At 61.8% G+C, this 25,407-nt stretch carries 25 protein-coding genes and 1 tRNA gene; 14 read left to right on the top strand and 12 right to left on the bottom strand.

Going from position 1 to position 25,407, the window contains the following annotated elements:
* The first annotated feature begins 175 nt into the window (after nt 1-175).
* From rpoD to slmA, 3 genes are all read left to right on the top strand, one after another.
* Entirely contained in the window at nt 176-2,017 is a 1,842-nt protein-coding gene (gene rpoD / locus ABT23_RS00205) for an RNA polymerase sigma factor RpoD (RefSeq protein WP_296629712.1), read from the top strand.
* A gap of 38 nt (nt 2,018-2,055) precedes the next feature.
* Nucleotides 2,056-2,132 (top strand) — tRNA-Ile (locus tag ABT23_RS00200).
* A gap of 52 nt (nt 2,133-2,184) precedes the next feature.
* Nucleotides 2,185-2,769, top strand: a complete 585-nt coding sequence (gene slmA, locus ABT23_RS00195) for a nucleoid occlusion factor SlmA (protein WP_026240603.1) — start codon at nt 2,185-2,187, stop codon at nt 2,767-2,769.
* On the opposite strand, the gene moeB is transcribed toward slmA, so the two are convergent.
* From moeB to gpmI, 5 genes are all read right to left on the bottom strand, one after another.
* Nucleotides 2,757-3,527: a molybdopterin-synthase adenylyltransferase MoeB gene (gene moeB, locus ABT23_RS00190; RefSeq protein ID WP_296629566.1), complete on the bottom strand. Its 771-nt coding sequence runs from the start codon at nt 3,525-3,527 to the stop codon at nt 2,757-2,759. The genes slmA and moeB overlap by 13 nt on opposite strands.
* A 3-nt stretch (nt 3,528-3,530) precedes the next feature.
* Nucleotides 3,531-3,926 carry a hypothetical protein gene (locus ABT23_RS00185; protein WP_296629564.1) on the bottom strand — a complete coding sequence of 132 codons (396 nt, stop codon included), beginning with the start codon at nt 3,924-3,926 and terminating at the stop codon, nt 3,531-3,533.
* 83 nt (nt 3,927-4,009) lie between these two features.
* On the bottom strand, nt 4,010-5,422 hold the full coding sequence (locus tag ABT23_RS00180) for a S41 family peptidase (RefSeq protein WP_296629562.1): 1,413 nt from the start codon (nt 5,420-5,422) through the stop codon (nt 4,010-4,012).
* Between the two features lies 1 nt (nt 5,423).
* The gene (locus ABT23_RS00175) at nt 5,424-6,671 is read right to left on the bottom strand and encodes a peptidoglycan DD-metalloendopeptidase family protein (RefSeq protein WP_296629561.1); all 1,248 of its coding nucleotides are present in this window, start codon (nt 6,669-6,671) and stop codon (nt 5,424-5,426) included.
* 29 nt (nt 6,672-6,700) lie between these two features.
* Nucleotides 6,701-8,242 carry a 2,3-bisphosphoglycerate-independent phosphoglycerate mutase gene (gene gpmI, locus ABT23_RS00170; protein ID WP_296629559.1) on the bottom strand — a complete coding sequence of 514 codons (1,542 nt, stop codon included), beginning with the start codon at nt 8,240-8,242 and terminating at the stop codon, nt 6,701-6,703.
* Between the two features lie 163 nt (nt 8,243-8,405).
* On the opposite strand from gpmI, the gene ABT23_RS00165 reads away from it, so the two are divergent.
* On the top strand, nt 8,406-8,729 hold the full coding sequence (locus tag ABT23_RS00165) for a metalloregulator ArsR/SmtB family transcription factor (protein WP_296629558.1): 324 nt from the start codon (nt 8,406-8,408) through the stop codon (nt 8,727-8,729).
* Nucleotides 8,730-8,796: 67 nt separating this feature from the next.
* Here the strand turns inward: ABT23_RS00165 and ABT23_RS00160 are convergent, their stop codons facing one another.
* The 7 genes from ABT23_RS00160 to ABT23_RS00130 all read right to left on the bottom strand — a co-directional run bounded on the left by ABT23_RS00160 (nt 8,797) and on the right by ABT23_RS00130 (nt 16,778).
* The gene (locus ABT23_RS00160) at nt 8,797-11,922 is read right to left on the bottom strand and encodes a CusA/CzcA family heavy metal efflux RND transporter (RefSeq protein WP_296629555.1); all 3,126 of its coding nucleotides are present in this window, start codon (nt 11,920-11,922) and stop codon (nt 8,797-8,799) included.
* Between the two features lie 2 nt (nt 11,923-11,924).
* Entirely contained in the window at nt 11,925-13,241 is a 1,317-nt protein-coding gene (locus tag ABT23_RS00155) for an efflux RND transporter periplasmic adaptor subunit (protein ID WP_296629554.1), read from the bottom strand.
* Nucleotides 13,242-13,298: 57 nt separating this feature from the next.
* Nucleotides 13,299-13,592: a heavy metal-binding domain-containing protein gene (locus ABT23_RS00150; protein WP_296629552.1), complete on the bottom strand. Its 294-nt coding sequence runs from the start codon at nt 13,590-13,592 to the stop codon at nt 13,299-13,301.
* A gap of 77 nt (nt 13,593-13,669) precedes the next feature.
* Nucleotides 13,670-14,605, bottom strand: coding sequence for a multicopper oxidase domain-containing protein (locus tag ABT23_RS00145; RefSeq protein ID WP_296629550.1), 936 nt, complete (start codon nt 14,603-14,605; stop codon nt 13,670-13,672).
* Between the two features lie 14 nt (nt 14,606-14,619).
* Nucleotides 14,620-15,018, bottom strand: coding sequence for a cytochrome c (locus tag ABT23_RS00140; RefSeq protein WP_296629547.1), 399 nt, complete (start codon nt 15,016-15,018; stop codon nt 14,620-14,622).
* A complete protein-coding gene (locus ABT23_RS00135; protein ID WP_296629546.1) occupies nt 15,015-15,707 on the bottom strand; it encodes a c-type cytochrome in 693 nt (230 codons plus the stop codon). The genes ABT23_RS00140 and ABT23_RS00135 overlap by 4 nt, the downstream gene beginning before the upstream one ends.
* A 15-nt stretch (nt 15,708-15,722) precedes the next feature.
* Complete coding sequence (locus ABT23_RS00130; protein WP_296629545.1) at nt 15,723-16,778, bottom strand: multicopper oxidase domain-containing protein; 1,056 nt, start codon at nt 16,776-16,778, stop codon at nt 15,723-15,725.
* A 198-nt stretch (nt 16,779-16,976) separates the two neighbouring features.
* Here ABT23_RS00130 and ABT23_RS00125 point away from each other — a divergent pair, with 198 nt between their 5' ends.
* The 10 genes from ABT23_RS00125 to ABT23_RS00080 all read left to right on the top strand — a co-directional run bounded on the left by ABT23_RS00125 (nt 16,977) and on the right by ABT23_RS00080 (nt 25,395).
* On the top strand, nt 16,977-17,462 hold the full coding sequence (locus tag ABT23_RS00125) for an Rrf2 family transcriptional regulator (RefSeq protein WP_296629543.1): 486 nt from the start codon (nt 16,977-16,979) through the stop codon (nt 17,460-17,462).
* A gap of 203 nt (nt 17,463-17,665) precedes the next feature.
* On the top strand, nt 17,666-18,706 hold the full coding sequence (locus ABT23_RS00120; RefSeq protein WP_296629542.1) for an efflux RND transporter periplasmic adaptor subunit: 1,041 nt from the start codon (nt 17,666-17,668) through the stop codon (nt 18,704-18,706).
* A 12-nt stretch (nt 18,707-18,718) separates the two neighbouring features.
* Nucleotides 18,719-21,937: an efflux RND transporter permease subunit gene (locus ABT23_RS00115; protein ID WP_296629540.1), complete on the top strand. Its 3,219-nt coding sequence runs from the start codon at nt 18,719-18,721 to the stop codon at nt 21,935-21,937.
* Nucleotides 21,934-22,152, top strand: a complete 219-nt coding sequence (locus ABT23_RS00110) for a DUF2892 domain-containing protein (RefSeq protein WP_018507106.1) — start codon at nt 21,934-21,936, stop codon at nt 22,150-22,152. The genes ABT23_RS00115 and ABT23_RS00110 overlap by 4 nt, the downstream gene beginning before the upstream one ends.
* 9 nt (nt 22,153-22,161) lie before the next feature.
* Nucleotides 22,162-22,575 carry a rhodanese-like domain-containing protein gene (locus ABT23_RS00105; RefSeq protein WP_296629539.1) on the top strand — a complete coding sequence of 138 codons (414 nt, stop codon included), beginning with the start codon at nt 22,162-22,164 and terminating at the stop codon, nt 22,573-22,575.
* Nucleotides 22,576-22,595: 20 nt separating this feature from the next.
* Entirely contained in the window at nt 22,596-22,859 is a 264-nt protein-coding gene (gene grxC / locus ABT23_RS00100) for a glutaredoxin 3 (protein WP_296629537.1), read from the top strand.
* A gap of 83 nt (nt 22,860-22,942) precedes the next feature.
* Nucleotides 22,943-23,371, top strand: a complete 429-nt coding sequence (trxC, locus tag ABT23_RS00095; protein ID WP_296629536.1) for a thioredoxin TrxC — start codon at nt 22,943-22,945, stop codon at nt 23,369-23,371.
* Between the two features lie 116 nt (nt 23,372-23,487).
* Nucleotides 23,488-23,943 carry a protein-export chaperone SecB gene (gene secB, locus ABT23_RS00090; RefSeq protein ID WP_296629534.1) on the top strand — a complete coding sequence of 152 codons (456 nt, stop codon included), beginning with the start codon at nt 23,488-23,490 and terminating at the stop codon, nt 23,941-23,943.
* A 7-nt stretch (nt 23,944-23,950) separates the two neighbouring features.
* The gene (locus ABT23_RS00085) at nt 23,951-24,412 is read left to right on the top strand and encodes an SH3 domain-containing protein (RefSeq protein ID WP_296629532.1); all 462 of its coding nucleotides are present in this window, start codon (nt 23,951-23,953) and stop codon (nt 24,410-24,412) included.
* On the top strand, nt 24,409-25,395 hold the full coding sequence (locus ABT23_RS00080; RefSeq protein ID WP_296629531.1) for an NAD(P)H-dependent glycerol-3-phosphate dehydrogenase: 987 nt from the start codon (nt 24,409-24,411) through the stop codon (nt 25,393-25,395). The genes ABT23_RS00085 and ABT23_RS00080 overlap by 4 nt, the downstream gene beginning before the upstream one ends.
* Nucleotides 25,396-25,407 lie beyond the last annotated feature (12 nt).

Genomic DNA, 25,407 nt, shown 5'->3' with positions numbered 1-25,407 from the left:
GACAAAGTGCCGGCTTGCGGTATAATTGCCGGTTTTTGAACGATTTTTTTCTGTCCGCGTGCGATGCGCGGGGCGGAACCTGAGCGGAGAATAACCTGTGGCTGTACGTGGAAGAAAACCAGGTGGTAGCGCCAAAAAACCCGAAGCGCTACTCCCTCTGAAGGAGCTGACGCCGGTGGAGGCGGAAGCGCGCCGCACCCAGCTGAAGAACCTCATCATCCTCGGCAAGGAACGGGGGTTCCTGACTTACGCCGAGATCAACGACCACCTGCCCGACGAGGTGCTGGACGCCGACCAGATCGAAGGCGTGATCAGCATGATCAACGACATGGGCATCCAGGTCTACGATGAAGCGCCGGACGCCGAAACCCTGCTGATGCAGGAAGCCGCCCCTGCCGTCGCCGACGAGGATGTCGTCGCGGAAGCCGAGCAGGCGCTGACCACGGTCGATTCCGAATTCGGCCGCACGACTGATCCGGTCCGTATGTACATGCGTGAAATGGGCTCGGTCGATCTGTTGACGCGCGAAGGCGAAATCGAGATCGCCAAGCGCATCGAGGAAGGCCTGCGCCACATGGTGCAGGCGATTTCGTCGTGCCCGCTCACCATCCAGCAAATCCTGGACATGGCGGCGCAGGTCGAAAAAGACGAGATGCGCATCGACGAGCTGATCGACGGCTTCGTCGAAATGGAAACCGAAGCCGCGGCTGAAGAGGAAGACACGTCCGCCGACGAAGAAGAGACGGACGAGGACGACGACGAAGAAGCCAGCGCCAAGCTCGCAGCCGCCAATCTGGCGCAGCTCAAAGCCGAAGCGCTTGTGCAGTTCGACTTCATCCGCAAGGCCTACAAAAAAGCACAGACAGCCCATGCCAAGTATGGCCTCGGCAGTCCGCAGCACATGAAAGCCCAGTCCGAAGTCACCGAGCTGCTGATGGCGATCCGCTTCTCGGTGCGCCAGGTGGACAACCTGTGCGAGCAGATCCGCAGTGCGGTGGAAGAGGTGCGCTCGCACGAACGCAAGATCATGGAGTTCTGTGTCACCCGTTCGGGCATGCCGCGTCCGCACTTCATCAAGGCTTTCCCCGGCAATGAAACCAACCTGACGTGGCTGGACCGGGAGATCGCTGCGAAGAAAGCCTACTGCTCGACGCTTTCCAAGGTGCAATACGAGGTCAAGGCACACCAGGAAGCCCTGATCGCGATGCAGGATCGTGTCGGTCTGCCGATCAAGAACCTGAAGGACATCAACAAGCAGATGTCGACCGGCGAGGCCAAAGCGCGCCGCGCCAAGCGCGAGATGATCGAGGCCAACCTGCGCCTGGTCATCTCGATCGCCAAGAAATACACCAACCGCGGCCTGCAGTTCCTCGACCTGATCCAGGAAGGCAACATCGGTCTGATGAAGGCGGTCGACAAGTTCGAATACCGTCGCGGCTACAAGTTCTCGACCTATGCGACCTGGTGGATCCGTCAGGCGATCACGCGTTCGATCGCCGACCAGGCGCGCACCATCCGCATCCCGGTGCACATGATCGAAACCATCAACAAGATGAACCGGATCAGCCGCCAGATCCTGCAGGAAACCGGCATCGAGCCCGATCCGGCGACGCTGGCGATCAAGATGGAAATGCCGGAAGACAAGATCCGCAAGATCATGAAAATCGCCAAGGAGCCGATTTCGATGGAGACACCGATCGGCGACGACGAGGATTCCCACCTCGGCGACTTCATCGAGGACTCCAGCACGCTGTCGCCCGACGACTCCGCGATCTACGCCAACCTGCGCGACGCCACCCGCGAAGTGCTGGACAGCCTGACCTCGCGCGAAGCCAAGGTATTGCGCATGCGCTTCGGCATCGAAATGAACACCGACCACACGCTGGAAGAAGTCGGCAAGCAATTCGACGTCACGCGTGAGCGGATCCGCCAGATCGAAGCCAAGGCCCTGCGTAAGCTGCGCCACCCGACCCGTTCCGAGAAGCTGAAAAGCTTTACCGGCAGCGGCGAAGTGTAAGCCTCCTGCCCCGCCCATCGCGGGGCAGCTACGTTTTCGGGTCTGTAGCTCAGTTGGTTAGAGCAGGGGACTCATAATCCCTTGGTCCACGGTTCAAGTCCGTGCAGACCCACCAATTACCCAACATCAGCGATAATCACCCCCTAATAAAAACTGGGGGGTGTCAGATGCAAGGGGAAGCCAGAAAACCCGGCGAGCGCCGGTTGCAGATTCTGCAAACACTCGCCGCGATGCTGCAGGAACCGCAGCCTGAGAAAATCACCACGGCGGCGTTGGCAGCCCGCATCGGGGTATCCGAAGCCGCGCTATACCGGCACTTTTCCAGCAAGGCGCAAATGTTCGAGGGGCTGATCGAGTTCATCGAACAGACCCTGTTTGGCCTGATTGCGCGCATCACCGCCGACACGCCCTCGCCGTCCGCTCAGATCGAAGCCATCCTCAGCATGCTGTTGAATTTTGCGGCGAAGAATCCAGGGATGACGCGCGTGCTGATCGGCGATGCACTGGTGCATGAAAACGAGCGCCTGCAAAAACGCATCAATCAACTTCACGACCGAATCGAAGCCCAGTTGCGGCAATGCCTGCGCTTTTGCGGCGACAAGCAGTCCGAACTGAGCGGACCGCTGGCCAATCTGCTGCAATGCATGGTGGTAGGACGCTGGCATCAGTTCGCCAAGAGCGGATTCAGCCGCCCGCCCGGCGGCGATATCGAGCTGCTGATGGCGCGTTTGCTCGACGTTCACCCCGCCTGACGCGCGGCCTGCGAGCAAACCGGGCAGGCCGGATCGTACGGCACGTTCATCACGCGAACCTCGGCCCGCAGTCCATCCCATAGCAGCAGCCGGCCGATCAGCAACTCTCCCACCTGAGCCAGATATTTCAGGGCTTCCATCGCCTGCATTGCGCCGATGACGCCGACCAGAGGAGAAAACACCCCCGCCTCGGCGCAGCGCATCTCCGGTTCGCCGGCCTGATCCGGAAACAGGCAGTGATAGCAGGGTGTGCGGGCACGGCGGGTATCGAACACCGCCAGTTGCCCCGAAAAACCGATCGCAGCCCCCGACACCAGCGGTTTGCCCAACTGAACGCAGGCCCGGTTGACCGCATGCCGGGTAGCGAAGTTGTCCGACGCATCGACGACCAGATCGACCGCCGCCACCGCTTCATGCAGCGCTTCGCCGCTCAGCGCTTCCCGAATGGATTGCACCTCGATCTCAGGATTGATGGCGCGTACGCTGCGCGCGAGCGAATCAGCCTTGTTCTCGCCGATGGCTGCCGTGGCATGGCCAATCTGCCGCTGCAGATTGGTCAGGTCGACCGTATCGCCGTCCGCCAGCCACAAGCGTCCGACGCCCGACGCTCCCAGATAAAGTGCGACCGGGCAGCCCAGTCCGCCGGCACCGATGATCAACACCGACGCGCCTGAGATACGTGCCTGCCCGTCCACACCGACATCGGGCAGCAGGATGTGTCTGCTGTAGCGCAGCAGCAGTGTGTCGTTCAACTCCATGGGCTATTTATAGCTCCGCCACTCTTCCGGCGTTTCGTCGCAATCGCCATGCAGGTGGCGCTCGTAGACTTTCATGAATGCCTGCTGGGATTTGATGTCCGGCTCGTTGGCTGCGACGTTGCGTCGCTGCACGCTCTCGCAGTAATACGCCAGTGCACGCCTGAGCTTGCAGAGGAGGCTGTTGTCGAGATGGAACCCCTGGCTCGCCAGCGCAGTCTCCAGCCCTTCCAGCGTGTACTCGCAGATGTGATACCGCACCTGCAGACGATAGACGTCTGCGCCGATGGCCACGTCCAGCCCCTCCAGACCAGCCAAAAGCGCCAAGGCGCGCTCGGCCTGGCCGGCAGGCAAGGCATGAAAGACGATTTCGCGGTTTTTCTCGAGGTCGCACGGACGCATGACGCCTCCCGGCAGGCTAGATCAACTCAGTATACCGCGCCGCTTGTGCTGTGGAACCCCTGCGGGCCACACAGCACAGCCGCTCAACGCCCCTGCAGGATCTGCAGCCCTTTAAGCAGGTTCAGCGCCTGGTTCACCTGGAAATCGTTCTTCGACACGATCTCGCCCGGTTCCAGCGTCGTCGGCTTTTTCTCGACGCCGCCCGGGGCGGCGCGGTCAGCCGGCGCGGCCTTGATGGCTTCGCTCGGTTTGCTGGGCGTCGAATCCCCGCCATTGGGGTTGCTCAGATGATGCTCGAGATCAGCCTCGCGAATGCCCAGACCTTGATCATCGGACGGCATGGTCGGATCTTCCACCACGATATCCGGCTCGATGCCCTTGGCCTGGATGGAGCGTCCGCTCGGCGTAAAGTAGCGCGCCGTGGTGAGTTTGATCGCCGTGCCGTTGCCGATCGGCAGGATGGTCTGCACCGATCCCTTGCCGAAGGTTTGGGTTCCCATGATGACGGCACGCTTGTCATCCTGCAGTGCCCCCGCCACGATTTCGGAAGCCGAGGCCGAGCCGCCGTTCACGAGCACCACCATCGGCACCTGCTTGACGCCCTCCGGCAAACCTTTCAGATAATCAAGCTGCATCGGGCGCAGGTAATTTTCCGGGCTGGCGGTCAACCGCATCTTCGCATCCTCCGTACGCCCGTCCGTGTACACCACCAGGCTGTCCGGCTTGACGAAAGCCGCCGCCACCGCCACCGCGCCATTCAGCAGGCCACCCGGGTCGTTGCGCAGATCCAGGATCAGGCCCTTGAGCGGCGTCTTGTTGTCCTTGTAGAGCTTGTCCAGGGCCTCGGCCAGCAGTTCGCCAGTATGTTCCTGGAATTGCGTCACGCGCACGTAACCGTACCCGTTTTCCAGCAATTTGGATTTGACGCTGCGGATCTTGATGACCGCGCGGGTCAGGGTCAGCACGATGGGTTTGTCGACGCCCTTGCGAACGATGGTGAGCTTGATCGGCGATCCGGGCTTCCCGCGCATGCGTTTCACCGCGTCGTTCAACGTCATGCCTTTCACCGGCGTATCGTCGAGCTTGATGATCAGGTCGCCTGGCTTGACCCCGGCCTTGAAGGCGGGCGTATCCTCGATCGGCGACACGACCTTGACGAAGCCGTCTTCCATCCCGACTTCGATGCCCAGGCCGCCGAATTCGCCTTGGGTACCCACCTGCAGATCCTTGAAGCCTTCAGCATCGAGGTAGGCCGAATGCGGGTCCAGCCCGCTCAACATGCCGTTGATCGCCGAAGAGATCAGCTTCTTGTCGTCGACTGGTTCGACATAATCGCTCTTGATTCGGGCAAATACATCGGTGAAGGCACGCAACTCCTCGATCGGCAGCGCAGTCTCCGCATCCTTGTCGGCGATCGCCGGCAGATTGAGTGTCAATGCGGCGCCAGCCAGTATGCCAGCCAGACCGACCAGTACGAGTTTTGCCTTTTGTGTCATCTCACTTCACCCAGTCCAGGGGGTTTACAGGACGGCTCTGATGCCGCATTTCAAAATACAGGCCCGTGTCGGGTTGGCCACCGCTGTTGCCAACCGCAGCGATCGCATCGCCGGGCTGAACCCGGTCGCCCACCTGCTTATACAGACTTTCATTATTGCTGTACAGGCTCATATAGCCGTCACCATGGTCAACAATAATGAGGTTTCCGAAGCCGCGCAGCCACTCGGCGAACACCACCTGTCCGGCTGCGATCGCCTTCACCGCCGTACCTTGGGCGGCCCGGATGAACAAGCCTTTCCAGCTCAACCCGCCGCCTTCTCTCGGAGCACCAAAGCGGTTCATCAGTTCCCCGGCAACCGGTAAATGCAACAAACCTTTCAGCCGAGAGAACGGCTGGCTCGACCGAAAAGCCACCGGCGTATCAGTATTGACCGCCACGGGACGGCGTTGCTGGCCGGTTGAGCCGCGCTCTGCCTCCCGCTGCTTCGTCTGCCGGGCGGCGCGCGCTCGTTCAGCCTCACGCGCAGCCTGCTCCGCCATCACCCGGTTGAGGCGCTCGACCAGCTGGGTCAGGCTGCGTTCATTGCGCTTCAAGGTGGAAATCTCGCGCCGCTGTTGCTGGATTTGCACGGAGAGTTTCTGCAGCACCTGCTCGCGGGCGTGCTTGTCGGCCAGCAGCTTTTGCTGCTCGGCTTCGTGCGCGGCCTGCAATTGCGCCAGGTCGTTTGTCTTCTGCGAGGCTTGCTGCTGCAAGGCGGACAGTTGCGCCAAGTCGGCACGCAGCGTGTCGATCATGGCTTGCTGCGCACGCGAGAGGTGGGCCAGATAGCGCAAATCGCGTGCGGTCTGGTTGGGGTCCGCACCATTCAGGATGAGCTTGAGCGCATCGCCCTGCCCGCGCTGGTAAGCGCCCTTGAGCGTCTGCGCCAGATGGGCCTGCTGTGTGCGAATACGCGCCGAGGTTGCGTCGACCTGTTGTGTCAGCGACTGCAGGTCGCTCTGCGTCCGCTGGCGCTCGCCATCCAGCTGCCGTAGCTGACGTACGGCGTTGCTGATCGCCCGTTCGGACTGGCGCAGTTCGTCGGCCGCTTCCTGGCGATGCGTCTGCGTGTCGCGAAAATCCTGCTGCAGGGTTTGCAGGCGCTGTTTGAGGGCGTCGAGTTCAGACTGCTTGCGGTCGGCTTGGTTGGCGCTGGCGCACAACGGCCCGGACAGTGCCAGCAGGACGAAGAGTTGTTTGAAGTTCACCCTGGCGAGCTTACCCGAACCGGACGGGCTTACTCAAACTGCACCAGGGCCTCGCCGGTCATTTCGGGCGGTTGCGCCACACCCATCATCTTCAGGAGGGTCGGGCTGACATCCTCGAGTGCGCCGGTTTCCGCCAGCGTGGCATGGCGCCGTCCAACGTAGATCAGCGGCACCAAGTTCATGGTATGCGCGGTATGCGGCTGACCGGTTACGGCGTCACGCATCAATTCGGCGTTGCCGTGGTCGGCAGTGATCAGCACCTCTCCCCCTCGTGCCTGCTGCGCGTCCACTACCCGGCCCAGACAGGTGTCGACCGTCTCGATCGCCTTGATCGCAGCCCGCAGGTCGCCGGTGTGGCCCACCATGTCGGGATTGGCAAAATTGCAGACGATAAGATCGTATTGCTGGCTGCCGATCGCGGCGACCAGCTTGTCGGTCACCTCGAAAGCGCTCATCTCGGGCTTGAGGTCATAGGTTGCCACGTCGGGGGACGGCACCAGCACGCGATCCTCGCCGGGAAAGGACACCTCTTCGCCGCCGTTGAAGAAAAAGGTGACGTGCGGATATTTCTCAGTTTCGGCGATGCGCAACTGGCGTAAGCCGAGGTTGGCGGCGTATTCGCCCAGGCCATTCTTGATCCGCTCGGGTGGAAAGGCGACCGACACCTGGAAATCGTCGCTGTAACCGGTCAATGTGCAGTAGGTCGCCAGCCGGGGGGTGACCTCGCGTTCGAACTCGCTGAAATCGGGCTCGATGAAGGGACGCGACAGCTGGCGCGCACGGTCGGAACGGAAATTGAGAAAAATGACCGAATCGCCGTCCTCCATCTTCACCGGTTTGCCGTCGGGCGGCAGGATGGCCGTGGCCTTGACGAATTCGTCGGTTTCGCCGCGTGCGTAGGCGGCTTCCAGTCCGCCCAGCGCATTCTCCGCCATGAACTCGGCGCGCCCCTGGGTCAGGAGATCGTAGGCGGATTTCACCCGCTGCCAGCGCCGGTCACGGTCCATCGCGTAGTAGCGGCCGATCATCGACGCGATGTGGCCGACGCCGCTCTGCTCGATTTTTTCGTTGAGGCGGCGCAAATAGATCTCGGCGCTTTTCGGTGGCGTGTCACGGCCATCCAGGAATACATGCAGACAGACCTTGTTCAGCCCCTCGCGCGCCGCCAGACCGAGCAGGGCATGGAAATGCGACTCGTGACTGTGCACACCGCCATCCGACAGCAGGCCCAACACATGCAGCGTCCTGCCATTGTCGCGTGCCAGATGCACGGCGTTCAGCAGGGCCGGATTGGTGTAGAAATAGCCCGATTCGATGGCGCGGTCGATGCGGGTGAATTCCTGGTACACCACCCGCCCCGCGCCGATGTTCAGATGCCCCACCTCGGAGTTGCCCATTTGCCCTTTGGGCAGCCCCACTTCTGATTCCGATGCATGAATGAGGGTATGGGGATTATTCTTCCATAACCGGTCCCAATTGGGCTTGGTAGCCTGGGCAATCGCGTTGTCCGCGCTTTCTTTGCGGCAACCAAAACCGTCGAGGATGATGAGGAGAACCGGCACGGTTTTCATGAAAAAATTTATATAACCTGACTCGTTTTCGTGGAAATATTTTAATATATGCGTGATTGCTAATCTATACGCAATCCAAAAAGTAAGATTATAAGTAGCGCACGGCTGTATTTTGACGAAGTTGGCCGTGCCGTTACGCGACCCGTAGGACCGAGGAATGAATATGGCAGCTGACTGGGATCAAGTGGACCTCATGGACAAGGACGAGCACATCGAGCAAGCCTCGCGTGCGATGAAAGCCATGTCACATCCTCTGCGCCTGAAAATTCTTTGCGTACTGGGCGACAAGGAGGTCAGCGTCCAGGATATCGTCGACCATGTCGGCACATCGCAAAGCAATATCTCGCAGCACCTTGCCATCCTGCGCGACAAAGGCGTGCTGCGCACCCGCAAGGATGCCAACCGCGTGTTTTATCGCGTGGGCGACACCCGCACCCTGAAACTTCTGGGCATGATGCGCGACGTCTTCTGCGGTTTCACCAAGTAAGTCAAGCCGCCGTATCCCAGGGCCCGGCCACGCACAGGCGTGCCGGGCCTTGTGTTTCGAATGCCACTCAATCATTTCCAGTTTGAGAATGCGCGCCACGCCCCTGCCAACTCCAGTACAGCGCCGGGATGACGAAAAGCGACAGCAGCGGTGCCGTCAGCATGCCACCCACCAACGGCGCGGCAATCCGCTTCATCGCTTCGGAGCCGGCACCATCGCTGAACATGACGGGCAGCAGGCCCGCCACGATCACCGCCACTGTCATCATCTTGGGCCGCACACGCATGAGCGCGCCCTGGACGACCGCCTGCCGGAGCACGACGCGATCAACCGACTGGCAGCCCAACTGCCGGGATTCCTCGACGGCCTTGTCGATATAGAGCAACATCACGACACCGAACTCCGCCGCTACGCCCGCCAACGCGATGAAGCCGACGCCCACCGCCACCGACAGGTTGTAGCCTAGCCAGTAGACCAGCCAGAATCCGCCCACCAGGGAAAACGGCAGGCAGACGGCGACCAATACCACCTTGCCTGGCTCGCGGAAGTGCAGGTAGAGCAGCAGCAGAACCAGCAGCACGGTGAGCGGAATCAGCCACAGCATTTTTTGCCTGGCATGCTGCAGATTCGCGTACTGGCCGGACCAGGCGATGGCGTAGCCAGGCGGCAGCTTGACCTGGGTGTCGACCGCCTGCCGGGCCGCTTCGACGTAGCCGCCCAAGTCCCGGCCTTCGATGTCGAGATAGACGTAGCCGGTCAGGCGTCCGTTTTCGCTCTTGATTTCGGCCGGCCCGTCGGCGATGCGCAGGCGGGCGACTGTCCCGAGCGGCACCTGGATTCCGGACGGGGTGGCAATCCGGCTTTCGGCAAGCGTCTCCATCGAGTCACGCAAGGCGCGCGGATAGCGCAGATTGATGGAAAACCGTTCGCGCCCGTCCACGACCGTACCGATGTTTTCCCCGCCGATGGCGCTTTGGACCAGGCGTTGCACCGCCGCGACGGTGACGCCGTAACGCGCAGCCTGAACGCGGTCGATATCGATATCCAGATACCGCCCACCGGTGACACGTTCGCCGAATACGGCGCGCGTTCCAGGGATTTTCTTCAGCGTGGCTTCGAGCGTTTCCGCCAGCGCGGCGATCCCGGCCAGATCGGGGCCGGTGATTTTGATGCCGACCGCTGTACGAATGCCGGTGGACAGCATGTCGATGCGAGTACGAATCGGGTAGCCCCAGGAATTGGTCAGCCCGGGCAACCGTACGGTGCGGTCGAGCTTCTGGATCAGTTCCTCTACCGTCTCACCCGGCGGCCACTCATTCCTCGGTTTGAGCAAGATGGTGGTTTCCAGCATGGACAACGGCGCAGGGTCGGTTGCACTGTCGGCGCGGCCGGCCTTGCCGAACACGCGCGCCACTTCCGGCATCTGGCGGATCAGGCGATCGGTGATCTGCAGGATATTGGCGGCCTCGTCGATGGATACGCCCGGCAGCGTAGTCGGCATGTACAGTAGGTCGCCTTCATACAGTGGCGGCATGAACTCGCTGCCCAAACGGGATACGGGCCATGCCGCGCTGGCCAGCAACAGAACGGCCAGCAGCAACACCCGTTTGGGGTGATTCAGTGATGCCAGCAGCGCCGGCCGGTAAAACGCCTGCAGCAAGCGGTTGAGCGGATTGCTGCGCTCATGGACGATGCGGCCGCGAATGAAATAGCCCATCAGCACCGGCGTCAACGTGATGGCCAGCGCCGCGCTCGCCGCCATGGCATAGGTCTTGGTGTAGGCAAGCGGCGCGAACAGTTTTCCTTCCTGGCCCGAGAGCGCAAAAACCGGCAGGAAGGACACCGTGATGATGAGCAGCGAGAAGAAGAGCGCGGGGCCGACTTCGACCGAACTGGCGCGTGCGACCGCCCAGTAGTCGCTGCCAGGCCCGGCCCGCTCAAGATGCTTGTGCATGTTCTCGATCATCACGATGGCCGCATCCACCATGGCGCCGATGGCGATGGCAATGCCGCCCAGAGACATGATGTTGGCGCTCACGCCCTGTTGCTTCATCACGATGAACGCAGTCAAGATGCCGACCGGCAGGGTGAGCGCGGCAACCAGGGACGAGCGCAAATGGAACAGGAACAGCAGACAGACCAGTGCCACCATCAAGGTCTCTTCCACCAGTTTGCTGCGTAGATTGTCGATGGCGCGCGTGATGAGGCCGGAACGATCATACGTGACCACCAACTCGACGCCGGGCGGCAGGCCCGCCTGCAGTTCCTTGAGACGGGTCTTGACGCGTGCCGCGGTTTCCAGCGCATTGTTGCCATAGCGCATGACCACGATGCCGCCGGTGACGTCGCCTTCGCCGTCGAGGTCAGCCACCCCTCGCCGCGCTTCCGGTCCTGTCTGGACATGTGCCACATCCTGTAGCCGGATGGGAACGCCCTCGGCATCCGTGCCCAGAGGGATCGTGCGGAAATCGTCCAGCGTCTTGAGGTAGCCATCGGCGCGGATCATGTATTCGGCGCGCGCCATCTCCATGACCGACCCGCCGCCCGAGAGATTGCTGTCGCGCACCGCCTGGCTGACCTGTTCCAGCGAAATCCCGTAGGCGGCCAGGCGGTTCGGATCCACCTCGATCTGGAACTGGCGCACCATGCCGCCGACACTGGCCACCTCGGCCACGCCGGGTAGGCCCTGCAACTCGTATTTCAGGTAGAAATCCTGGACTGCCCGCAACTGGTCCGCATCGTAGCGATGGTGGCGATCCACCAGCGCGTATTCGAATATCCAGCCTGTGCCGGATGCATCGGGTCCCAGTGTGGGCGTCACCCCCGCCGGCAGCCGTGACGCCGCCTGGCTCAGATATTCCAGCACGCGGGAACGCGCCCAGTACGGATCGACGCCGTCCTTGAAAATGACGTAGACATAGGACTCGCCGAACATGGAAAAACCGCGCACGGCCGTGGCGCCCGGCACCGACAACAGGCTCGACGTCAGCGGATAGGTCACCGAATCTTCAACGAGCTGCGGCGACTGGCCGGGATACGCCGTCTTGACGATGACCTGGGTATCGGACAGGTCCGGTATCGCATCCAGCGCAATAGTCTGCGCGGAGTACACGCCCCAGGCCGCCAGCAGCAGCGTGGCCAGCAGCACCAACAATCGGTTGGCGAGCGACCACTCGATGATTCGCCGGATCATGCTCAGCGGCTGTTCTGCATGCGCTGCATGGAATCATTCAAGGAGGCCGCCGCATCCAGCAGAAACTGCCCGCTCACGGCGACCCGCGCGCCCTCCTGCAATCCGTCGGTGATCTCGACGAGGTCGCCGCTCTCGATGCCTGTTTCCACGGGAACCGGCATGAAATGCCCGCCTTCCCGCGCCAGCATGACCCGGTCGCCCCGGCCGGTACGAATCACGGCCGAACGCGGTACCGCGAGCGCCGTTCGCGGATGCGTGGCAATGACGACATCCACGAATGCGCCCGGCCGAAGCTGGCGATCCGTGTTCTTCACCGTCAGGCGTGCCCGGGCGGTGCGCGTCGCGCCATCCACCGTAGGCAAGGCGAACGCGAGATGCCCGGTCAGCGGCGGTCGCCCGGAATGAGGAAACGTCACGGTCACGTCGTCGCCCTCCCTGACCCATTCGAGCTGGTCGGGGTACAGGACAATGTCGATCCAGACCGTGGCGACATCGGCCACGGTCAACAGCTTGGTCATCGGCGTCACGTAGTCCCCCTCCCGCGCGCCGATCTGGGTGACAAAGCCGGATCGGGCGGCATACACCGGTACCCGGTCAATCGTGCGGCGGGTGGACTCGATGGCGGCGAGCGTGGCGTCGCTGACATCGGCATAGGCGAACTTATCCCGCGTACGGATGCGTTCGCGTGCCAGGCTGGCGGCCATTTGGGCATTCTGGCCGGAATAATCCGTCATGTTTTCCAGCAGCTGATCCCGCCGTTGCAGCAGCTCAATATATTCGCGCTGGCGCTGCACCAGTTCGGGCGAATAGATCTCATACAGGATCTGCCCTGCGGTGACCCGCTGTCCCGGTGCGCTGACATGCAGTTTGCGAATCCAGCCGTCGATCTTGGGGCTGATGCTGTAAAGGGAAGTCTCGTCGATTCCGACGTTGCCGTAGGTATGCACCGCCCGGCTCATACGGTGCGTCGTCACATCCGCCAACCGCATGCCCATGCGCTGCTGCAACGCCGTGTCGACCTGTATGCCCGCTGTGCGATGATCATGTGCAGCGCCCGTCTCCACCAGATCCATTCCGCATATCGGGCAGGACCCGGGGTGGTCCTGGAGAATATTGGGGTGCATGGGGCAGACCCACATTTTCCGGATGCCCGCCGTTCCATCCAGCGGCTCAAGGCGATCCGAAGCCTGCGCGGACTGCACGATGCCATCCGACCTCACGCCCGGAAGCCGTTCTGCAAAATACGCGACGCCTGCCATGCAGACAGGAACGGCCAGCAGCACACCGTAATACAACGTACGAACAAACGACGAGGTCATGGGAGGATATCCAGCCTGTTACTGACGCGAATCAAAGGGCCATCCGGATCGCGGCGGCTAGACGTTCTTCGGCTTGGCCTTGACCAGTTTCATCTTGCACACGGGACACTTTCCGGGTTCGTGGCGATGAATCTCGGGATGCATGGGGCATGTCCAATTGTCCTCGGCATTGCGCGGTATGAGCGAATCCGGCCGGTCGTTGCCGGATATCCTGATATGTGTTGCAGGCACGCCTCCATCCTGGCTTGCCGCTTGAGCGGCGTATCCCGGTGCGACGCCGGCGAGTACGGCAAGGAACGATACATTCGCCAGCACGCGTACGACGGGGTTCGACTGTCGTTTGACATTCATGGGTGGATCTCCGTATGTTGAGTGGGCGCCGAGCACCCATCTCAGCCAGGTACTCGGCGCCCATCACTTTCCTGCCATCAGCGAACGAGGATCTGCTCGCCGTGGCCCATGTTGGGATCGGCATCATTGCTGAACATGATCACTGCAATGGCCCCCGTGAGGGCAGCCTTCAGCGAGTGGGTCACAATCGCATTGGCGCCTTCCTTGGGCGAGATCAGGTCGAATGTCGCTGCGTCGCCCGGTCCCACGACAAAACTTTGCAGGCCATGCTCCACGTTCTGCGGGTTGCCGCTGGGGTAGACCGCATCCCAGATTCCCGCGATCGGATGGAAGGATGAAAACTCGTTGGGACCCGCGTTGACGAAGTAGACGCGCACACGCTCGCCCGGCTTGGCCTGCAACCAACGGGTCGCTGCCGGATCGTGCACCGGGTCATACTTGAAGATACCGCCGTTGAACATGACGTTGCTCCACTTGTTCTGCATCATGTCTTCCTTGGCGTCCGGGTTCGGATAGAGCTCGGACTGGATCAGCACGTATTCGCGATCCGCATTCGGCATGGCATGGGCATCCTTCGGATCGACGATAATGGTCCCGAACATGCCGCGTGCGATGTGCTGGATCATCGGATCGGAGCCGCAGTGGTAGAAGAACACGCCTGGATAATTGGCGGTAAAAGTGTAGTGCTTCTCCTCGCCCGGCTTGATGGACCCGAAGTCCTTTACCACATCCAGTCGCGCCGCATGGAAATCCATGGAGTGTGAATTCTTGTTGGTTTTGTCGTTGATCAGCGTGAACTCGACCGTGTCGCCTTCGGTAACCCGAACCACTGGGCCCGGCACCTTGCCGTCGAAGGTCCAGGTTCGGTACATCGTCCCCTTGTTATCGATCGGCAAATCCACTTCCGTTGCGTGCAGCGTGACTTGCACCGTTTTCGCCTCGGCCTGGAATGACAGCATCGACAATGCCGTCACGCCTGCCAGCGCCATCCCCAGCATCTTGTTTTGTTTCATTTTGAAGCTCCTTGTTATTTACCCGAACCACAGTTGCAGACAAAGCGTAGATACGCCACCAACTCCTTGATTTCCTCGTCATTCATGACGTTGCCCCAGGCCGGCATGAGGACCGACTTGTTCACTGCCAGCCCGCCGTCCTTGATGACGTGAAATATTTCCTCGTTGGGAATGTCGCCCATCCCCTTCGCGTCGCTGTGATCCCGTGGCTGGACCGACATATCGCGACTGTTGATTCCTCTGCCATTGCGGTTGATGCCGTGGCACTGAACGCAGTAGGTGTTGTAGTTTCGCAGCGCACGCTGCGTGTACGGCTCATCTGCCGAGGCAGGGCCGCCGGACACGAAACAGGTGGCCACGAGGAGCCCTGCCCGCAGGAATGCGGGCATGCGTGGACCGAAATTCATTTTCATTTCCCCTCCGATGCGCTGAGTTGCAGGATGTAACCCGTCAGTCGTTGCAGATCCGGTTCGGCCAGGTTGAGCGTGGGCATCCAGATGTGCGGATCGATCGCCTGCGGGTTCTTGATGTAGCTGTAGATGTAATCGGGCTGCAGGCGCTCGCCTGCGGTGTAGAGCTCAGGCCCAGAGGAACCGCCGGTTCCGGGCTTGGCCTGATGGCAGGCGGCGCAGCCGCGGAGCTTGTTGAAGAACATCGCGCCCATGGACATGCTCACCTTGTTGCCCTTGAACGCGCCCTTGGTCACCCGATCTGCCGGGCCGGTCAGCGCCATGAGCGCATCGGCCACCGCCTCCGCATCCGCTTTCGACAGCTTTACATGCGGCGTCAGGGTGGATTCATCCACGACGTCCTCCTTGTCGCTGCCCTTGATATGCTTGGTGTAGAACTCACCCGCAGGCCGGATACGTGCGGGGTCCTGCAGCCATTTCACCAGCCATGGCTTGTTGAACTTGCTGCCTGCGTAGTACAGGTCCGGCCCCTTCCGCTCCCACAGGCGGTCGAGACTGGCGTTGTCCGGTTTTACAATGGCGTGGCAACTGATGCATTGCGATTTCAGGATGCCAGCCCCGACACTGTCTGCCGCGAATGCCGGAGCTGCGACCAGCCCCATGGCCAATGCGGCCAGAAGAGATAACTTCATCATCGATCCTTTCGCTTATTGAATGGCCTGGCCCTTGAAGGCCGGCGCGTCGTACATGCCGTACGGCTTTTTCAGGGACTCCTCGTAGTAGAAATCTGGCACGAACGCCTTGTCCTTCCAGGCGTAGAACGGGTCGTTGCGGTTGATTTCGTTGTATTCGATGACCGTCATCAGGCCGCCCATCGGCTTGTCGCCGTTCATCGTGTGGGAGTCGACGTGGTCATGCACCATCCAGCGACCCGGGTTGTCGGCGGTCAGGATGAGGTCGTAGCGTTCGCCCGGGCCGACCATGATGGTGTCTGCCTCGTAGGGCATGGGCAGCGGACGGCCATCCTTGAAGGCCACCTGGAAGACGTGGCCGTGGATATGGATGGAGTGGGTCAGCTCGCCCGCGCCGATCAGGCGGATCCGCACCACGTCGCCCTTGTTCACCCGAAGTGGTTGCGAATCGGGAAACGCCTTGCCGTTGAGCGTGAAGTAATCCCACACATCCCCGGGGACGCCGCCGTAACCCGGTTTGAAAGCCCATTTCGACGCCCAGTCGGACAACATCAGGATGTAGTCCTTCGTCACCTTCTTCTCGATCGGTTTGGGCGTTTTCGGATCGACGATAAAGGGGCCCCACATGCCGCGCATCGCCGCGTGCTCATTGACGTTGACATGGCAGTGGTACCACATGGTGCCGGACGGCTCGGCAATGAACTTGTAGGTAAAGGTGTCGCCAGGCTTGATCGCAGACTGGGTGGTGTCCGGCACGCCATCCATGCGCCAGGTTCCTTTTTGCAACATGCCGTGCCAGTGAATCGTGTGCGGCAACGTGGTCAGATTGTTGACGTTGACGGTGAGCTCGTCGCCTTCCTTGACATGAATCAAGGGGCCCGGCACCTGACCATTGAAGGCGAATGTGTGGAATTGCTGCTTGTCGACCAGCGTGATCTTGGTGTCCTCGATCGTCATCTCGAACGTGTGCTTGTCGGCATACCCGGGCATGGGATGACCCAAAGCCACCCCCAGACACAACAGGGCCGCGCCGCGGTTGATGCTGATTCGACGGTGAAATCCTTTTTTCATATGGCCTCCCTTTAAGATATATATGAAATATATCTTAACAAATGCCATATGACAAGGACCTGGGCTTCAATTTCCTAATGGTTATAAAGTGCCAATCCGAGGCCGGGCGCACGGCCAGACGCGGCCAGATATAATGACGTGTCAATCGGAGCATCCAGCACAACGCCACATGGCATAACGCAGACCGAAGGAGATGCCATGCGGCTGACCAAATTCACGGACTTTTCCTTGCGTGTGATGATTTATCTGGCTCGTCACCCAAACGGCTTGGCGACCATTGCCGACATTGCGCAGGAGTACGACATCCCCTCCACGCACCTGATGAAGGTGGTACATCGCCTGGCGCAATGCGGCTACATCGTGACGGTGCGTGGGAAGGGGGGTGGCATGCGGCTTGCCAGATCACCAGACATGATCAACGTAGGCGATCTGGTACGGGACACCGAAGACAACATGGACATCGCGGAATGCTTCAGCGCCGAGCACCAGAATTGCCCGATGCTGCCGGCATGCGCGCTGAAATCCATTCTGATCGAGGCACGCAAAAGCTTCTTGGCCACCCTGGATTTTTATCGCCTGTCAGATATCACGGGGAGCTCCATGCCTCCACTCGTGGCCCCCTTGCACCTAGTACACGACATTTCATCTCCGGCCGGCGGCCGCAAGAAGAAGCGTAGTGCCTGAGCGAATCGGATCTGCATGCCACGAGGTGAGACGGGCTAAGCTTATATTCCGTACAGCCCCCTCGCTGCCGGGGCGACCGAGGGGAAACCTCACTGAGCGAGTGCGCATGACAAGCCAGAACGAGTCACCACGTCCATCACAAGTTATTGAATTAAATAATATATTAGACTATACTAATGGACGATTTTTCGGGAGATGCGTCAGTGTCTAAGTTTGCCTGCCTGCTGGCCTGTGCCGTACTCGTTTCGCAACCCGCCTGGGCTGCCCTGCCATTTACCACCACCACGGTGAATTACCAGATGACGGATACAGGCTACAGCACCGAAGCCACCGTCGAGGCCGTCAAGCAGTCCACCGTCGCGGCCCAGGTATCGGGACGCGTGGCCGCGGTCAATTTCGATGCGGGAGATTACGTCAAGGCAGGATCGGTGATCGTACGGCTGTCTGCCCAGGAGTTGTCCTCGGCCGCGACGGGCAGCCAGGCACAAGTGGCCCAGGCTACCGCCACGCTGGAGAATGCACGCGCCAATTACGAACGCCAGCAGCAACTGTTCCAGCAGAAATTCATCAGTCAGGCCGCGCTCGATCGCGCCACGGCCGAGTACCGCTCAGCCGAGGCGGCCGCCCGCGCTGCCCGCGCCGGCGCGGGACAAACTGCAGCGGTCAGTGGTTACACCGTGATCACCGCGCCGTTTTCCGGAATTGTGGCCGCCCGCCATGTCGAAGTCGGCGAAACCGTTACGCCCGGCAAACCGCTGATGACCGGCTTCGACCCCAAGGACATGCGGGTCATTGCCAACATCCCGCAATATAAGCTCGCCGAGGTCAAGGCTGCACCGCGCGTCGCAGTCGAGATTCCCTCGCTCAACAAATGGATTGCCGCCACCGGCATCACCGTGCTGCCGTCCGCCGACGTGGCCACCCACACGGTCAAGGTGCGCATCGACCTGCCTGCCGACGTGGAAGGCGTCATTCCCGGGATGTTCGCGCGTGCGCATTTCTCCATGGCCAGCGCGCGCAAGCTCACCATCCCGCTCAGCGCCGTCGTCCGGCGTTCTGAAATCACCGCAGTCTATGTCGTCAATCAGGGCAAGGTAAGCCTGCGGCAGGTCCGACTGGGTACGCCGAACGCACGCGGGCAGGTGGAAGTGCTGGCCGGGCTGAACCCGGGCGACGTCATTGCGCTCGAGCCGGTCAAGGCGGGCATCTACGCCAAAAGCGCCGCCAACCAGCCAGCCAAGTAAACGGACAGACGCATGGGACTCTCCGGACGCATCGCCCGTTTCTTCCTCACGTCCCAGCTCACGCCGCTGATCGCATTGATCGCGGCCCTGCTGGGCCTGATTGCCATTCTGGTCACGCCGCGCGAGGAAGAGCCGCAGATCAACGTGACCATGGCCAACGTGTTCATCCCCTTCCCCGGCGCGTCGGCCAAGGACGTCGAAGCCCTGGTGGCAACGCCCGCCGAACAGGTGCTGTCGCAGATCGCCGGGATCGAGCACATCTACTCGGTCTCCAAGCCCGGCATGGCGATTCTGACCGTGCAGTATCTGGTCGGCCAGGACCGCACCCAGGCGCTGGTGCGGCTGTACGACACCATCCAGGCCAATCGTGACTGGGTCTCGCCCGAGCTTGGCGTCGGCGAGCCCATCATCAAACCGCTCGGCATCGACGACGTGCCGATCGTCACCGTCACCCTGTGGACGCGCGATCCGAACCGCGGCGCCTACGAACTGGAGCAGGCCGCCCACGCGGCCGAAATCGAACTCAAGCGCATTTCCGGCACCCGCGAAGTCACGACCATCGGCGGCCCCGGCCGCGCCGTGCGGGTGATGATGGATCCCGATCGCATGGCCGCATTCGGCATTACACCCAAGGACATCCGCGACGCGCTGCAGGTCTCCAACGCCGCCCAACCCTCCGGCACGCTGGTCTCGAACAACCAGGAAATTCTCGTCCAGACCGGAACCTTCCTCACCGGCGCCGACGACGTCCGTCAACTTGTCGTCGGCGTTGCACAGGGCCGCCCGGTCTACATCAGCGATGTGGCGAGCGTGACGGCCGGCCCCGACCAGCCCACCCGCTACGTCTGGCATGGCCCTGGCGCCGGCGGAAAAAACAAGGCCGACAATGGCCAGACCTACCCGGCGGTCACACTGGCGATTTCCAAGAAGCCCGGCGAGAACGCAGTCGACGTGGCCAGAAAGGTCATCGCACGCGTCAACAGCCTGCAAAACAGTGTCTTGCCAGAAGGCGTCGAGGTCAGCGTCACCCGCAACTACGGCGCCACCGCCGACGACAAGGCCAAGAAGCTGATCCAGAAGCTGATTTTCGCGACGGCCTCGGTCGTCTTGCTGGTGCTGTTCGCCATCGGCAAGCGCGAAGCATTGATCGTCGGTGCCGCAGTGCTGCTGACGCTCGCGGCCACGCTGTTCGCCTCGTGGGCCTGGGGATTCACGCTCAACCGGGTGTCGCTGTTCGCACTCATATTCTCGATCGGCATCCTGGTCGATGACGCCATCGTGGTGGTGGAAAACATTCACCGTCGCATGAATCTGGACCACGATGGCCTCGAAGCGATCATTCCGCGTGCAGTCGACGAAGTGGGCGGGCCGACCATCCTCGCCACCCTCACCGTGATCGCAGCCTTGCTGCCCATGGCTTTCGTCAGCGGCCTGATGGGCCCGTACATGAGCCCGATTCCGATCAATGCCTCGATCGGCATGGTGATCTCGCTCGCCATCGCCTTCATCGTCACGCCCTGGCTGGCGCTGAAACTGATCAAGCAAGAAGCGCACGGCGCACACGCGACAAGCGACAACAAGTTGCTCGCCCTGTTCCGCGCCCGCCTCACGCCTTTCCTGCGCGGCAGCGAGGGCAAGGGTGCGCGTCGCAAGCTGTGGCTGGGGATCGGCGTCGCCATTCTGCTGTCGGTCGCCTTGCCGATGGTCAAGCTCGTCATCCTGAAAATGCTGCCGTTCGACAACAAGTCCGAATTCCAGATCATCGTCGACATGCCGATTGGCACGCCCCTGGAAAAGACTGCCCAGGTGCTGAGCGAAATGGGCACGGCGGTTGCGCAAGTCCCTGAAGTCACCGACTATCAGGCCTATGCCGGCACCGCTGCACCGATCAATTTCAACGGCCTGGTGCGACAGTATTACCTGCGCTCAGGCCCCGAGGTCGGGGATTTGCAGGTCAACCTGCTCGACAAACACGACCGCGACCGCAAGAGCCACGAAATTGCACAGGCGATCCGTCCGGTGGTCGAAGCGATCGCCAGGAAGCACGGTGCCGACGTCAAAGTGGTCGAGGTGCCGCCCGGGCCGCCGGTAATGTCACCGATCGTGGCCGAAATATACGGCCCCGATTACGACGCACAGATCCAGGTTGCCAAGCAGGTACGCAGCGTTTTCGAGAAAACCAAGGGCATCGTCGCCATCGACGACACGGTCGAAGACGATGCCCAGCGCTTCGTGCTGCGCGTGCTGCAAAACAAGGCCGCGGTCGCCGGCGTGGCACAGAAGGACATCGTCGCGGCGATGAAGATGGGGCTGTCGGGCGAGAATGTCACGCCCATCCACGGCAGCGGCGCCAAGTACGAAATTCCGGTGCGCATCACCCTGCCGCCTGAACGTCAGAGCGGGCTCGACGATTTACTGAAACTGACGGTGCGCGGTAACGACGGCAACCTGGTGCCCCTGTCGGAGCTGATTGAAGTGATGCCGAGCGCACGCGAAAAAACCATCTACCACAAGGACCTGCTGCCCGTGGTCTTCGTGGTCGGCGACACGGGCGGCAAGCTGGATTCGCCGCTGTATGGCCTGTTCGAAATGCGCGGCGCACTGAAAGACAAACCGCTGGCGCAGGGCGGCACGCTGTCGGAGTACTTCATCCACCAGCCCGCCGATCCCTACACCGGATTCAGCCTGAAATGGGACGGCGAGTGGCAGGTCACCTATGAGACCTTCCGCGACATGGGGCTCGCCTATGCAGTCGGGCTGATGCTGATCTATATCCTGGTCGTCGCGCAATTCAAGAGCTACCTGACCCCGCTCGTCATCATGGCGCCGATCCCGCTCACGATCATCGGCGTGATGCCGGGCCATGCCCTGCTCGGCGCGCAGTTCACCGCCACGTCGATGATCGGGATGATTGCTCTGGCCGGCATCATCGTGCGCAACTCGATCCTGCTGGTCGATTTCATCAACGAGCAGGCGGCCGCGGGCATGGATTTCCAGGAAGCAGTGATCCAGGCCGGGGCCACCCGGGCCAAGCCCATCGTGCTGACTGGGCTGGCCGCCATGCTGGGCGCTTTCTTCATACTCGACGATCCGATTTTCTCTGGACTGGCGGTATCCTTGATTTTCGGCATTTTCGTCTCCACCTTGCTGACGCTGGTGGTGATTCCCGTGCTGTATTACGCTGCCAACTACCGTAAACATTCTTCACCGAAAGCAGGAGTTTCATCATGACCGTTGAACGTATGGTCCGCATCATCGCCGGATTTTTCATCATGCTGTCGCTGGCATTGGCACACTTTTCCGGCAGCGTCGACATGACCCGCCTGTCGTGGCTGTGGTTCACCGCCTTCGTCGGCTTCAACCTGTTCCAGTCCGGCATCACCCGTTTCTGCCCGATGGACATCATGCTGAAGAAGGCGGGCGTCAAACCGGGCTGCGGGCTGTAAGGAGGGGGCATGGACATTCAATTCCTGCAGCAGAACTGGATGCTGGTGGCCGTGGCCGGCGTATCCGGCGCCATGCTGGTGTGGTCCTTCATCGGCGGCAAGCTCTCCGGCATCGAGGAAGCCGACACGCTGAAAGCCACCCGCCTTTTCAACGACGACGCGCTGATCCTCGACGTGCGCGAGGACAAGGAATTTGCCACCGGCCACATTCCCAGGGCCAAGCACATTCCGCTCGGCCAGCTGTCCGGCCGTCTCCAGGAACTCGAGAAATTCAAGGCCAAACCCATCCTCGTCACCTGCCGTAGCGGCCAGCGCTCGGCGCGCGCCTGCAACCTGCTGAAAAAGGCCGGTTTCGAGACCGTGTACAACCAGGCGGGCGGCATCCTGGCGTGGGAACGCGCCAACCTGCCTGTCGCCAAGTAATCCCCAAACAAGGAGGCCCCATGGCCAAAGTCGTCATGTATTGCACCGCCGTCTGTCCATACTGCGTCGCCGCAGAGCGGCTGCTGAAGAGCCGCGGCGTCACCGAAATCGAAAAGATCCGCATCGATCTCGACCCGACCAAGCAGGAGGAAATGATGACGCGCACCGGCGGCCGTCGTACCGTCCCGCAGGTCTTCATCGGCGACACCCACGTCGGCGGCTTCGATGACACGTCCGCACTCGACGCCGCGGGCGAACTGGTGCCGCTGCTGAACCGCGCCTGATTGCGCCACCTGCCGGAACACGCTTGAATTTCCGGCATCGCGCCCCACCTTGAAGCGAAGATCATTCGCTTCAAGGAATCCCGATGGAACTTGCCTGCCCCCACTGCCTCGCCATCAACCGCGTGCCGGACGATCGGCTGTCCAACGGGCCCAAATGCGGCCAATGCGGCACGCCCTTGCTGCCGGGTAAACCCGTGGATCTCACCGCCGACACGTTCGACCGCTTCATCGCCAAGGCCGGACTGCCAGTTCTGGTCGATTTCTGGGCCGGCTGGTGCGGCCCCTGCAAGATGATGGCGCCGGTGTTCCAGCAGGTGGCCGCCGAGATGGGCACGCGTGCACGCTTCGCCAAGGTCGATACCGAAGCCCATCCGCAGGTGTCGATGCGCCACCACATCAAAGGCATCCCCAGCCTGATCCTGTTCCGGAATGGCGTCGAGGCCGCGCGCATCTCGGGTGCGATGGAAGCCCATGCGCTGAAACGCTGGCTGGCGTCGCAAGGCGTCCAATAAGGTTGCGAAGCAGGTCCCGTCATCGCGCGGCAGATTCATGGAGGCGACTTAAAGCCCGTGTAAAATAGGCCCATCCCCGGAGCGCAGGCTCCGGTTTTCTTATTCAGGGAGACATCATGGCCGACGCGCAACAACCCGTATTCAACATCGAAAAGCTCTACGTCAAGGATCTGTCGGTGGAAGTGCCCAACGCACCTGCCATCTACCTGGAGCGCGAAGCCCCGCAGATCGACGTCAACATGTCGACCGAAAGCCGCGCACTCGGCGAAGACCTGTACCACGCCAGCATCACCGTCACCGTCACCGCTAAAACCGGCGACAAGACCATGTTCCTGGTCGAATGCACCCAGGCCGGCATCTTCCGCATCGAACACGTGCCGCAGGACCAGCTGCCCATGGTCCTGGGCATCGGCTGCCCCAACATCGTCTTTCCCTATCTGCGCGAGACCGTGTCCGACGTGGTGATCCGCGCCGGCTTCCCGCCGCTGCTGCTCAATCCGGTCAACTTCGAAGCCCTGTTCCTGCAGCAACAGCAGGCGCAGCAGCAGGCCGCGCCTGCGCAAACCCATTGAAGCGGACGTGCTGACCGTGCGACGGTTTCGCCCCGGCCTGTTGCTCGCAGGCAGCCTGCTGTTTGCACTGGCGGATCCGGCCAGCGCACTGGAATACCGCAGCACCGGACATGCGACCGTGCTGTACGACGCCCCCTCGACCGCAGCCGGCAAGCTGGCTGTTGCGGGGAGCGGCCTGCCGCTCGAAGTCGTCGTCGACACCGCAGCCTGGGTCAAGGTGCGCGACTACACCGGCCGGCTGGCATGGATCGAGAAATCAGCCCTCGACGGTCCCCGGAGCGTGATCGTCAAGGCTGAAACCGGCACCGTCCGGCAACAGCCGCGGGCCGATGCCGCCCCTGTGTTTCGTGCCACACGCGGCGTGCTGCTCGACGTCACCGGCAAACCCGACGCCACCGGCTGGCTGCCGGTCAAACATGCCAACGGCCTGACCGGCTGGATATTGATGCAAGAGGTCTGGGGGCAATGAAGCTGTCGGTACTGGGTGCCGGCGCATGGGGCACCGCGCTGGCAGCCAGCTGGGCCCCCCACCATACCGTCACCCTGTGGGGACGCAATGCGGCCGAACTCGACGCCATGCGTACGACCCGCGTCAATGCACGCTATCTGGCTGACTGCCGATTACCGGACGCGCTGCACTTCAATCCCGATCTCGGCTCCGCCGTCGAGGCGGCCGACCTCATCGTCCTCGCCGTCCCCAGCGGCGGCCTGCGCCCGACCCTGGCCGCTCTGGCCACCCGTACCAGTCTGCCGCCGCTGATCTGGGTCAGCAAAGGCTTCGAGCCCGGCAGCCGGAAATTGCCTCATCAACTCGTCGCCGAGCTGCTCCCCACGCACGCTCAAACCGGCGTGCTGTCGGGCCCCAGCTTTGCCCAGGAAGTTGCGCAGGGCTATCCCACCGCACTTACGCTGGCCTGCCACGACACCGCCTTGGCACAACATCTGGCAGAGAGCCTGTCGGGCCAGCGCCTGCGCATCTATGCGCATGACGATGTCATCGGCGTCGAACTCGGCGGCGCGCTGAAAAATGTCATGGCGATTGCCGCCGGCATCTGCGATGGCCTGCAGCTTGGCCACAACGCCCGCGCCGCACTGATCACCCGCGGCCTCGCCGAAATGACCCGCCTCGGCGTCAAGCTCGGCGGCCACTTCGAAACCTTCATGGGCTTGTCGGGCCTCGGCGATCTGATTCTCACCACCACCGGCGATCTGTCGCGCAACCGCCAAGTCGGCCTGCGGCTTGCCCGCGGCCTGCCGCTCGATGCCATCCTCCGCGAACTTGGCCATGTGGCCGAAGGCGTCACCACCGCACGCGAAGTCGCCGCACTGGCCGACGAACTCGGCGTAGACATGCCGGTCGCCCATACGGTCTACCAGGTATTGTTCGATGGCATGCCTGCCGCTCATGCGGTCGACACCCTGCTGAACCGGGAAATCAAGACCGAGTTTTAAAGCGCCGGCCTC

The sequence above is a fragment of the Thiobacillus sp. SCN 63-57 genome (assembly GCF_001725555.1).
GTDB lineage: Bacteria > Pseudomonadota > Gammaproteobacteria > Burkholderiales > Thiobacillaceae > Thiobacillus.
This window is presented reverse-complemented; position numbering and strand designations above follow the sequence as displayed.

What these genes read in the sequence shown, in the direction of transcription:
- ABT23_RS00105 (WP_296629539.1), top strand. Translation starts at nt 22,162, where the DNA reads ATGGACATTCAATTCCTGCAGCAGAACTGGATGCTGGTGGCCGTGGCC.
- slmA (WP_026240603.1), top strand. Translation starts at nt 2,185, where the DNA reads ATGCAAGGGGAAGCCAGAAAACCCGGCGAGCGCCGGTTGCAGATTCTG.
- ABT23_RS00160 (WP_296629555.1), bottom strand. Translation starts at nt 11,922, where the DNA reads ATGATCCGGCGAATCATCGAGTGGTCGCTCGCCAACCGATTGTTGGTG.
- ABT23_RS00165 (WP_296629558.1), top strand. Translation starts at nt 8,406, where the DNA reads ATGGCAGCTGACTGGGATCAAGTGGACCTCATGGACAAGGACGAGCAC.
- grxC (WP_296629537.1), top strand. Translation starts at nt 22,596, where the DNA reads ATGGCCAAAGTCGTCATGTATTGCACCGCCGTCTGTCCATACTGCGTC.
- ABT23_RS00145 (WP_296629550.1), bottom strand. Translation starts at nt 14,605, where the DNA reads ATGAAACAAAACAAGATGCTGGGGATGGCGCTGGCAGGCGTGACGGCA.
- moeB (WP_296629566.1), bottom strand. Translation starts at nt 3,527, where the DNA reads ATGGAGTTGAACGACACACTGCTGCTGCGCTACAGCAGACACATCCTG.
- ABT23_RS00080 (WP_296629531.1), top strand. Translation starts at nt 24,409, where the DNA reads ATGAAGCTGTCGGTACTGGGTGCCGGCGCATGGGGCACCGCGCTGGCA.
- ABT23_RS00150 (WP_296629552.1), bottom strand. Translation starts at nt 13,592, where the DNA reads ATGAATGTCAAACGACAGTCGAACCCCGTCGTACGCGTGCTGGCGAAT.
- trxC (WP_296629536.1), top strand. Translation starts at nt 22,943, where the DNA reads ATGGAACTTGCCTGCCCCCACTGCCTCGCCATCAACCGCGTGCCGGAC.
- ABT23_RS00110 (WP_018507106.1), top strand. Translation starts at nt 21,934, where the DNA reads ATGACCGTTGAACGTATGGTCCGCATCATCGCCGGATTTTTCATCATG.
- gpmI (WP_296629559.1), bottom strand. Translation starts at nt 8,242, where the DNA reads ATGAAAACCGTGCCGGTTCTCCTCATCATCCTCGACGGTTTTGGTTGC.
- ABT23_RS00115 (WP_296629540.1), top strand. Translation starts at nt 18,719, where the DNA reads ATGGGACTCTCCGGACGCATCGCCCGTTTCTTCCTCACGTCCCAGCTC.
- ABT23_RS00125 (WP_296629543.1), top strand. Translation starts at nt 16,977, where the DNA reads ATGCGGCTGACCAAATTCACGGACTTTTCCTTGCGTGTGATGATTTAT.
- secB (WP_296629534.1), top strand. Translation starts at nt 23,488, where the DNA reads ATGGCCGACGCGCAACAACCCGTATTCAACATCGAAAAGCTCTACGTC.
- ABT23_RS00140 (WP_296629547.1), bottom strand. Translation starts at nt 15,018, where the DNA reads ATGAAAATGAATTTCGGTCCACGCATGCCCGCATTCCTGCGGGCAGGG.
- ABT23_RS00155 (WP_296629554.1), bottom strand. Translation starts at nt 13,241, where the DNA reads ATGACCTCGTCGTTTGTTCGTACGTTGTATTACGGTGTGCTGCTGGCC.
- ABT23_RS00185 (WP_296629564.1), bottom strand. Translation starts at nt 3,926, where the DNA reads ATGCGTCCGTGCGACCTCGAGAAAAACCGCGAAATCGTCTTTCATGCC.
- ABT23_RS00130 (WP_296629545.1), bottom strand. Translation starts at nt 16,778, where the DNA reads ATGAAAAAAGGATTTCACCGTCGAATCAGCATCAACCGCGGCGCGGCC.
- ABT23_RS00180 (WP_296629562.1), bottom strand. Translation starts at nt 5,422, where the DNA reads ATGACACAAAAGGCAAAACTCGTACTGGTCGGTCTGGCTGGCATACTG.
- ABT23_RS00135 (WP_296629546.1), bottom strand. Translation starts at nt 15,707, where the DNA reads ATGAAGTTATCTCTTCTGGCCGCATTGGCCATGGGGCTGGTCGCAGCT.